Genomic DNA, 8,568 nt, shown 5'->3' with positions numbered 1-8,568 from the left:
TCCTGGTCTTGTATGCGGGGGGTGTGGGTCTGCTCATGCCCTCCAGCTACCATACTGGATTCACAAGATGAATCCCTCACAGGATTTGTGCAACAGAGCCGGGGCCCGAGGCAAAGTCGCGCATCAGGGGTTTCAGCTTGGAATGATCGGTGGTGACCCCGCGCGCCTGGGCCGGGGGCTGCGACGAACTTTGGGCAAGGGCAGGCCCGGCGCATGCCAGAACCATGGCGGCCAGCAGTGCTGTAACCTTCGGCTTCATCGCATCCCCCCTTCGCCTTTTTGCGTCATCACTTACAGCCTAGCATGGATCACGACAATTTGAGAAATCACTTTGACACGTTTCACACGACCCGCCCCACCCAAGTCAAACCCCGACGGGCGAAGGACCCTTCTATGGCACAGGCCCCGTTACGATTTCCTTGCGGGGCCTGCGCGTTTTCGTCGCATCGGTCGGCAGGCGCGCCGCCGATGGCTTTGGGACGATCAGAAGCTCATGACCGTGGTATTCGGCGCCACGATGGCCGCGCCCATCGCATCGGGGGCGGCGGCGGTGACGCCGTCCATCAGGATGCTGGCATCCGCGCCCTTGCCGGGCAGATAGATCGCGCAGACCTGCACCTTCAGGCCGTTCTTTTCGATCATCGTCTTCAGCAGGCCCTGCGGGCTTGCCCCCTTGGGCGGCTGGCCTTCGGTCGCGCTTGCGGGCGCCTCTTTCAGCGCGATATCCCCGGCCGGACCGCACAGCAGCACCTCGGCCTCGGCCCCGGCCCCGATGGCGTTCATCGTCAACACCATCGCCATCAGCTGGGTCTGGGGTTCGGGCGCGGTCAGGATCGTCAAGAGCTTGTTCGGCCCTTCGGCCTGGGCGGCACCGGCAAGGCCCAAGCCCGCGATCAGTGTGGCAGCGGCGAGTTTACGCATGGAAATCTCCTGTCTTGCGTGTTGGGAAACCGGACGAAAGGCGGATCGCACCTGCCTTTCGCAATCATAAATGCGTGGCGGCAACGGGACGCTGTCGCCGCCACGCGGGGCCTGCGGGGGATTTACCGCAGGGTTCGACGGCTGTCGGGATCTGACCCGCCAAGCATCTTTTCGTCTTCCTTCAGCTCAAGCCACATCGCGTTCATCACGGCGAAGATGGCGGCCAGCGGCAGGCCGAGGATCCAGGCGAAATACCACATGGGCGGTTCCTTCCTCAGTAGACAGAGTGGGAGTTTTCCGAGACATCGGCCTCGGTCACCTTACCCCACAGGACTTTGTAGACCCAGGCGGTGTAGGCCAGGATCATCGGCATGAAGATCACCGCGCAGACCAGCATGATGAACAGCGTCAGATGCGAGGACGAGCTGTTCCAGACCGTCAGCGACGACCGCGGGTCCAGCGACGAGGGCATGATGAAGGGAAACATCGTCAGCCCGACCGAGGAAATCACCCCCAGGATCGCCATCTTGGAAAACAGCAGCGTCGAAACCTCGCGCCCTGCGCGCAGGCCGGCGAAGGTCAAAAGCCCCCCGGCAATCCCCATGACCGGCGCAATCGCGATCCAGGGGCGGTCGGCATAGGCCGTCAGCCAGCTGGCCGTGCGCTCGACCTCAAAATGCAGCGGGTTCGACGGGCCGCCGGTGGCATAATCGCCCACGATGCGGAACCCCTCGACGCCCAGCGCCATCCAAACCCCGGCCAGCGCGTAGAACGCCACCGCCAGCAGCGCCGCAACCGAACCGATGGCGCGCGCGCGGGCCTGCACCACGCCTTCGGTCTTGACCGTCAGCCAGGCTGCGCCATGCATCACCAGCATCGCCAGCGACACCAGCCCCGCCAGGATCGAGAACGGGTCCAGCAGGCCGATGAACTTGGCATACCAGGCGCCCTCATAGATCGTGTGCAGATCGTCGGTGAAATAGAACGGCACGCCCTGGATCACATTGCCGACCGCCACCCCGAACAGCAGCGCCGGCACCGCGCCCGAGGTGAACAGCGCCCAATCCCAGGCATTGCGCCAGCGCGGATCATCGCGCTTGGAGCGGTATTTGAACGCGACGGGGCGCACGATGAAGGCCGCCAGCACCACGAACATCGCCAGATAGAAGCCCGAGAAGGACACCGCATAAAGCGGCGGCCAGGCGGCAAAGATCGCGCCACCGCCCAGGATGAACCAGACCTGGTTGCCTTCCCACACGGGGCCGACGGTGTTGATCGCGACGCGCCGTTCCACATCGGTCCGGCCCACAAAGGGGATCAGCGCGCCCACCCCCATGTCAAAGCCGTCGGTCAGCGCAAAGCCGATCAGCAGCACCCCCAGCAGCAGCCACCAGATGACGCGAAGCAGCTCATAGCTCATGAATTCATGCAAGATCATGTCGGTCACTCCGCAGGTTGGGCGATGGCATCGGCATTGCGCCGCCCCGAGAGCCGCGCCTGATGACGCGCCACCCAGGCTTCGGTTTCCTCGACATCCTGATAGGGGCCCTTGCGGATGAATTTCAGCATCAGCCCCATCTCTATGATGAAGAGCACGGTGTAGAACAGGATGAAGCCCGCCAGCGTCAGCGCCACCTCGGTCACCGACAAAGCCGAAACCGACAGCGCAGTGGGCAGGATGCCGTCCACCGTCCAGGGCTGGCGGCCGAATTCGGCCACGAACCACCCCATCTCGGCCGCGATCCAAGGCGCGGGGATCATGATCACCGCCATGCGCAGCGCCCAGCGCGGATAGCGCATCTGCCGGAACGAGGCGCGCCAGAAGAAATAGCCCATCGTCGCGATGAACCCAAAACCCAGCGCCACCATGATCCGGAACGCCCAGAACAGCGGCCAGACCGTCGGCACCGTATCATCGGCGGCCATCTTGATCTGCTCTTCGGTCGCGGTTCGCGGATCATCGACATATTTGCGCAACAGGAAGGCAAAGCCCAGATCGGCGGAATGTTCCTCGAACCGGGCAAGTTCGACCGGGTCGGACTGGTCGCGCGCCTCACGGATGTGCATCAGGGCGTCATAGGCGATCATGCCGGACCGGATGCGGTCCTCGGCTGTGGCCACCAGTTCGCTGATCCCGGGAATTTCGGTGGTCAGCGACCGGGTGCCGATCAGGCCCATGACATAGGGCACATGCAGCGCGTAATGGGTTTCGCGCGCCTCTTGATCGGGGAAGCCGAAAGCGGTGAAGCTGGCCGGCGCGGGTTCGGTGTGCCACATGCCCTCAATCGCGGCCAGTTTCATCTTCTGGCTGTGGGTCGCCGAATAACCCGATTCATCGCCCAGCAGCACGACCGAAAAGGCCGAGGCCAAGCCAAAGGCCGCCGCCACCGTGATCGACCGGCGCGCCAGTTCGCTGTGACGACCCTTCAGTAGATACCAAGCCGACACCCCGATCACAAAGACCGACGCGGTCACATAACCCGCCGAGACGGTATGCACGAATTTCGCCTGCGCCACCTCATTGAAGACGACGGCGAAGAAATCGGTCATCTCCATGCGCATGGTCATGGGGTTGAATTCGGCGCCCACCGGGTTTTGCATCCAGCCATTGGCGATCAGGATCCACAGCGCCGAAAAGTTCGACCCGATCGCCACCAGCCAGGCAACCACAAGGTGCTGCACCTTGGTCAGCTTGGCCCAGCCAAAGAAGAACAGGCCCACGAAGGTGGCTTCCAGGAAGAAGGCCATCAGCCCTTCGATCGCCAGCGGCGCGCCGAAGATGTCGCCGACATAATGGCTGTAATAGCTCCAGTTCATGCCGAACTGGAATTCCATGGTGATGCCAGTGGCCACGCCCAGGACAAAGTTGATCCCGAACAGCGTGCCCCAGAATTTGGTCATCTGTCGCCAGATCGGCCGGTTGGTCATGACGTAGACCGTCTCCATGATCGCCACGAGGATCGACAGACCCAGGGTCAGCGGCACGAAGAGGAAGTGGTACATCGCTGTCATCGCGAATTGCAGGCGCGACAGCTCGACGATGCCGAAATCCATATCTTACGCTCCAGAATACACGGGCGGCGCCCATGTCGTGAACAGATTACGATTTCGGAATGTAAGCCCGCCGCCGAGGTCTGGCTTTGATCTGCGTCAATAAAGCTGCATTTGCGCCACAAGTTTAAAGCGCAAGGCGGCGGTCCGCGAAATCCACCTCGGCCCGGCGGTGCGAGGCCAGGACCAGCGCGGCATCGGGCAGGGTCCGCCGCACACCGGCCAGAACCGCCCGCGCGGTCGCATCATCCAGCCCCTCGGTCGGCTCATCCAGCAGCAGGACAGCCGGGCGGCGCACCAGCACCCGCGCCAGCGCCAAGCGCCGCCGCTCCCCGCCCGAAAGCCCCTGCCCCCGCGGGCCAATGCGCAGGTCCAGCCCGCCGCGCGGGCGCAGCAGGGGCGCCAACTGCACCGCCTCCAGCACGGCCCAAAGGTCGTCATCGCTGGCCTCGGGGCCCGTAAGGCGCAGGTTTTCGGCCACCGATCCAGTCAGCAGTTCGGATCGTTGCGGCAACAGCGCGAGACTGGCGCGCAAGGCCACCTCGGACCATTGGTCCAGCGGGCGATCGCCCAGGGTGATCGCGCCGCCCGCCAGCGGGTGCAGCCCGGCCAGCGCCAGAAGCAGCGTCGATTTGCCGACCCCGCTTGGCCCGGTCAGTGCCAGGGTTTCACCGGGGCCGACGGCCAGGCTGACCCCGGCCAGAATCGGCGCCGTGCTGTCCGGGCGCGTCACGGCGCAATCGGTGCAGATCAGCCGCGCCGTGGCGCGTTCGGGCGACGTGGGCGGCGGCACCGGATCGGCCAGCGCCGGGGCAATGCGGCGGGCCGCATCGGTCATGCGCCCCAGATCGGACAGCGCCCGGCGCAGCGGCGCGGCAGCCTCAAACAACGCCAGCGCCGTGAAAAAGCCGATCGCGGCCGCGGCGGGTGTGATCCGTCCCGCCTCGGCGAGCCGCAGCCCGATCCACAGCGCCCCGCCCGAAACAAGCGCTGACACCGCCATCAGCGCGGCGCCCGCACGCCGGTCGGCCCGGTCCAGCACCCGGCGCAGCGGCAACCGGCGGGTTTCGGCCGCCAGCGTCTGGGCCTGCTGGCGCGGCAACAGGCCATAGATCGCCAGATCGTCGCGCGCCTGCACAAGGTCGATCAGCCGGCTGCGGAAGGCCTGGGTGGCGGCCTCGATCCGGCGTGACGGGGCCGGGGCCTGCCGGCCCATGTGCCACAAAACCGCCCCCGCACCAACCAGCCAGCCCAGCAGCATCCAGGCCGCCACCGCCAGATCAACCAGCCACCACAGCACCGCAAAGCTGATCAGCAGCGCAAGCGCCCCCGCCGCCACCGGTAACACCAGCCGCAGCACCAAACCGTCCAGCGCATCGACATCCGCCGTCAGCCGGTTCAGCACCTGCGCCCCGCGCAGCCGGATCATCCGGTCCAGCGGCGCGCGCAAAACCCCGCGCAACAACCCCAGCCGCAGGCTTTCCAGCCCGCGCAAAACCGCGTCATGGGTCAGCAGCCGTTCGCCATAGCGCGCCGCCGTCCGCCCCAGCGCCAGAAAGCGCACCATGGCCGAGGGGCGGAAGACGTCAAAGACCGCCCCCGCCCCGGCCAGCCCCGCCGCCGCCGCCGCGGTGATGAACCAGCCCGACAAGCCCAGCAGCGCCACCCCCATCAGCAGAACCACCAGCGACAGCGCCGCCCCGCGCGCCAACGCCGGGCGCTGTTCGCGCGCGATCAGGCGCAGGATGCGGACCAGATATTTCATGCGCGCCCCCCGATCCGGATGATCCGGTCCATCCGCTGCGCCAGGTCCATATCGTGGGTTGCGATCACCAGCGTGACGCCCCGCGCCCGCGCCGCCAGCAGCCCCTCGGCAACCGCATCTGCGGTCTGGGCATCCAGATCCGCCGTCGGCTCATCGGCCAGGATAACGTCGGGCGCACCGAACAGCGCGCGCGCCAGCGTCATGCGGCGCGCCTCGCCCCCCGACAGACCGCCTCCTGTTTCGCCCAGGATCGTACCCAACCCGCGCGGAAGCCGGTCCACCACCGCCTGCGCCGCCGCGGCCTTCATCGCCGCCCCGATGTCACCCGCGCGCCCCAGCGTGACATTGCCCCGCAGCGAGGTGTTCAGAAAACTCGCCCGCTGCGGCATCCAGCCGATCCGCGCGCGCCAGACATCGGCCAGATCAGGGGTCAGATCCTGCCCCGCGACGCGCACCCGGCCCTTCGCGGGCAGATCCAGCGCCGCCATCAGCCGCAGCGCCGAGGTCTTGCCCGCCCCCGAAGGCCCGACCAGCGCCACCGCCTCGCCCGCGGCGATGGCCATGTCTGGCAGCCGCAGGCCGTGGCCCGTCACGCAGCCCGTCAGCGCGATGGTCGCAGGCCCGCCCAGCGGCGGAACGCGCGCGCCCTGCCCCGGCAATGCCGCCCCATCCTGATTGCGCCAATCGGCCAGCTCATCCGCCACCGCCTCGGCCGCGGCCTTGTCATGCCAGGCGGCGGCCAGATCGCGCAGCGGCTGATAGAAGTCCGGCGCCAGCAGCAGCAGAAAGATGCCTGCAGCCGGCGACAGCGGCACGCCCCAAGTGCCAAAGGACAGCTCGCCCAACAGCGAAAAGCCGACGAACACCGCCATCATCGCCACACCGATCGCGGCAAACAGTTCCAGCACGGTTGACGACAGAAAGGCCAGCCGCAGCACCGCCATCGTGCGCGCCCGCAGATCGCCCGCCTGCGCGGCAAAGCCCGCCTCGACCGCATGCGACGCCCCCAGCAGACGGATATCCAGCAGCGCCCCCAGCCGGTCGACCAGCAGGTCGTTCAGGCTGCCGATCTCGGCCATCTGGCGGGCGCTGGCCTCTTTCGCTGCAAGGCCCACCAGCGCCATGAAGACCGGGATCAGCGGACCCGAGATCAGGAGGATCAGCCCCGCCGCCCAGGAAAACCAGAAGGCCAGCGCCAAGATGACCAGTGGCACCACCATGACCCGCGCCCGTGCGGGGGCATAGCGGACCAGCCAAGGGGTCAGCGCCTCAAGCTTTTCCGCCGCAAGTGCGGCCACGGCCCCCGCACCCACGCCCGCCCCCTGTTGGCTGCGGCATGCCTCTTGATCCACGATCCCCGCGCGCAGGCCCGAAATCACGGTTTCCGCCAGCCCCTGCGCCTTCCGGTCGGCCAGCAGGCCGATCCCGGCGCGCACAAGACCCAACGCCACATAGCCCGCAACCATCAGCGCCGGATCGGCCAGTGCCCCGCCGACCGCCCCGCTGACCGCCGCGCCGATCGCCCCGGCAACCAAAGCCGCCTGCACCGGCCAGATCAGATTGCCCGCCACCGACAGCGCCGCAAGCCAGCGCATCGGGGCACGGACAGGCACGATCAGCCGGTCAAGGTTATGTGTCTTGGCCATTGTCCCTGGCGTCCCCGGCGATAAACCCATCTTTCAGATGCAAGTTATATCCCAAAGCGCCGCCGCGATCTGATCCAGATCATGTTCTGCCGGCACGAAATGTAACATCAACGTAAAAACCACCCCCTGGATAAGACTTTTGCCATGCGCCTGACCACCCGCACGAACCTTGCCACCCGCGTTCTGATGTTCTGCGCGGTCAATGACGGACAGATCGTGCGCACCGCCGAAATCGCGCAACGCTGCAACGCCTCGGCCAACCATCTGTTGCAGGTGGTGCATTTGTTGCAGGAAAACGGCTTCGTCGAAACCCTGCGCGGTCGGTCGGGCGGGTTGCGGCTGGCCCAACCGATGGAACGGATTTCCATCGGCCGGGTGTTCCGCATCTTTGAAAGCGGCATGCCCTTTGCCGAATGTTTCGACCCGCAGTCTAACACCTGCCCGCTGTCCGAAACCTGCCGCCTGCGCGGGTTTATCGCCCGCGCGGTCGAGGCGTTCTATCACGAACTGGACATGGTGACGCTGAAGGATCTGGTGAAGGGCAATTGCGGGCTTGAAACATTGCTCGACCTGCGGTCCACGCTCCAGACCCGCTGCAAGACGCGCGATGGCAGTGCACCCACCGCGCTGGCGCATTGCTAACCGCAGCGGCCGGGATGGTCGCGCCGCAGGCCATGCGATCTTTGCTGACCTCCCTCATGATCGGAATGCGCTGGCTCAGCGCCTGCGCGATGCCAGGTTCTGGTTCCGGCGCGCCCTGCCCGCCTAGCTGCTAGCCTATCACACCGCGGTCGCCAAGGGCCGGAGGGAATGGCTCTAGTTCCTTACCCTTCCCCGTGCCAGTGTCCGCCCCGGCGTGATGGTTGCGAAACGCTGCGCAAATCTGACGCCCATTTGAAAACCAACTCGTCAGCCCGAACCGAAGTCATCCCGAAAGCGGTCAATTTGGTGCATGCTTTCATGCAGGATGGTCACGATACCGATATCGCCATTCGAGAGATTATGCCGCCAATAGACGAAATGGTGCTCATAGCGAAAGAAGAGCCCGTTGAGGCCGAACTCGGCCGGGATGGGTTTTGATAGGCTCTGTTGCACAAATCCTGTGAGGGATTCATCTTGTGAATCCAGTATGGTAGCTGGAGGGCATGAGCAGACCCACACCCCCCGCATACAAGACCAGGAACT

General features: G+C 65.9%; 9 protein-coding genes. 1 reads left to right on the top strand and 8 read right to left on the bottom strand.

Annotated features, from left to right (window positions below; translation table 11 throughout):
• Window positions 1-76 precede the first annotated feature (76 nt).
• The 7 genes from ACDP63_RS23480 to ACDP63_RS23450 form a co-directional block, all read right to left on the bottom strand.
• Window positions 77-259 carry a hypothetical protein gene (locus ACDP63_RS23480; RefSeq protein WP_409928733.1) on the bottom strand — a complete coding sequence of 61 codons (183 nt, stop codon included), beginning with the start codon at window positions 257-259 and terminating at the stop codon, window positions 77-79.
• A gap of 224 nt (window positions 260-483) precedes the next feature.
• Window positions 484-921, bottom strand: a complete 438-nt coding sequence (locus ACDP63_RS23475) for a hypothetical protein (protein WP_024846097.1) — start codon at window positions 919-921, stop codon at window positions 484-486.
• A gap of 122 nt (window positions 922-1,043) precedes the next feature.
• Complete coding sequence (gene cydX / locus ACDP63_RS23470) at window positions 1,044-1,181, bottom strand: cytochrome bd-I oxidase subunit CydX (protein WP_074991410.1); 138 nt, start codon at window positions 1,179-1,181, stop codon at window positions 1,044-1,046.
• Window positions 1,182-1,195: 14 nt separating this feature from the next.
• Window positions 1,196-2,359 (bottom strand): cytochrome d ubiquinol oxidase subunit II, encoded by a 1,164-nt coding sequence (gene cydB / locus ACDP63_RS23465; protein WP_024846098.1) that lies wholly within the window; start codon window positions 2,357-2,359, stop codon window positions 1,196-1,198.
• Between the two features lie 5 nt (window positions 2,360-2,364).
• Entirely contained in the window at window positions 2,365-3,975 is a 1,611-nt protein-coding gene (locus ACDP63_RS23460; RefSeq protein WP_024846099.1) for a cytochrome ubiquinol oxidase subunit I, read from the bottom strand.
• Window positions 3,976-4,099: 124 nt separating this feature from the next.
• Entirely contained in the window at window positions 4,100-5,737 is a 1,638-nt protein-coding gene (gene cydC / locus ACDP63_RS23455) for a thiol reductant ABC exporter subunit CydC (RefSeq protein WP_409928732.1), read from the bottom strand.
• Window positions 5,734-7,383, bottom strand: coding sequence for an ABC transporter ATP-binding protein/permease (locus ACDP63_RS23450; protein WP_024846100.1), 1,650 nt, complete (start codon window positions 7,381-7,383; stop codon window positions 5,734-5,736). Before ACDP63_RS23450 ends, cydC begins: the two co-directional genes overlap by 4 nt.
• Window positions 7,384-7,527: 144 nt before the next feature.
• Here ACDP63_RS23450 and ACDP63_RS23445 point away from each other — a divergent pair, with 144 nt between their 5' ends.
• On the top strand, window positions 7,528-8,025 hold the full coding sequence (locus ACDP63_RS23445; RefSeq protein ID WP_024846101.1) for an RrF2 family transcriptional regulator: 498 nt from the start codon (window positions 7,528-7,530) through the stop codon (window positions 8,023-8,025).
• A gap of 267 nt (window positions 8,026-8,292) precedes the next feature.
• On the opposite strand, the gene ACDP63_RS23440 is transcribed toward ACDP63_RS23445, so the two are convergent.
• Window positions 8,293-8,553, bottom strand: a complete 261-nt coding sequence (locus ACDP63_RS23440) for a hypothetical protein (RefSeq protein WP_256233630.1) — start codon at window positions 8,551-8,553, stop codon at window positions 8,293-8,295.
• Between the last annotated feature and the right edge of the window lie 15 nt (window positions 8,554-8,568).

It is taken from the genome of Paracoccus sp. P2 (assembly GCF_046335115.1).
In the GTDB taxonomy this organism is placed as follows: Bacteria; Pseudomonadota; Alphaproteobacteria; order Rhodobacterales; family Rhodobacteraceae; genus Paracoccus; species Paracoccus pantotrophus.
The sequence above is the reverse complement of the archived record's forward strand: the minus strand, read 5'-3'. Positions and strand labels throughout refer to the sequence as shown.

Excerpts from the sequence above, each read along its gene's own strand:
- ACDP63_RS23480 (WP_409928733.1), bottom strand. The coding sequence starts at position 259 with ATGAAGCCGAAGGTTACAGCACTGCTGGCCGCCATGGTTCTGGCATGC.
- ACDP63_RS23475 (WP_024846097.1), bottom strand. The coding sequence starts at position 921 with ATGCGTAAACTCGCCGCTGCCACACTGATCGCGGGCTTGGGCCTTGCC.
- cydX (WP_074991410.1), bottom strand. The coding sequence starts at position 1,181 with ATGTGGTATTTCGCCTGGATCCTCGGCCTGCCGCTGGCCGCCATCTTC.
- cydB (WP_024846098.1), bottom strand. The coding sequence starts at position 2,359 with ATGATCTTGCATGAATTCATGAGCTATGAGCTGCTTCGCGTCATCTGG.
- ACDP63_RS23460 (WP_024846099.1), bottom strand. The coding sequence starts at position 3,975 with ATGGATTTCGGCATCGTCGAGCTGTCGCGCCTGCAATTCGCGATGACA.
- cydC (WP_409928732.1), bottom strand. The coding sequence starts at position 5,737 with ATGAAATATCTGGTCCGCATCCTGCGCCTGATCGCGCGCGAACAGCGC.
- ACDP63_RS23450 (WP_024846100.1), bottom strand. The coding sequence starts at position 7,383 with ATGGCCAAGACACATAACCTTGACCGGCTGATCGTGCCTGTCCGTGCC.
- ACDP63_RS23445 (WP_024846101.1), top strand. The coding sequence starts at position 7,528 with ATGCGCCTGACCACCCGCACGAACCTTGCCACCCGCGTTCTGATGTTC.
- ACDP63_RS23440 (WP_256233630.1), bottom strand. The coding sequence starts at position 8,553 with ATGCGGGGGGTGTGGGTCTGCTCATGCCCTCCAGCTACCATACTGGAT.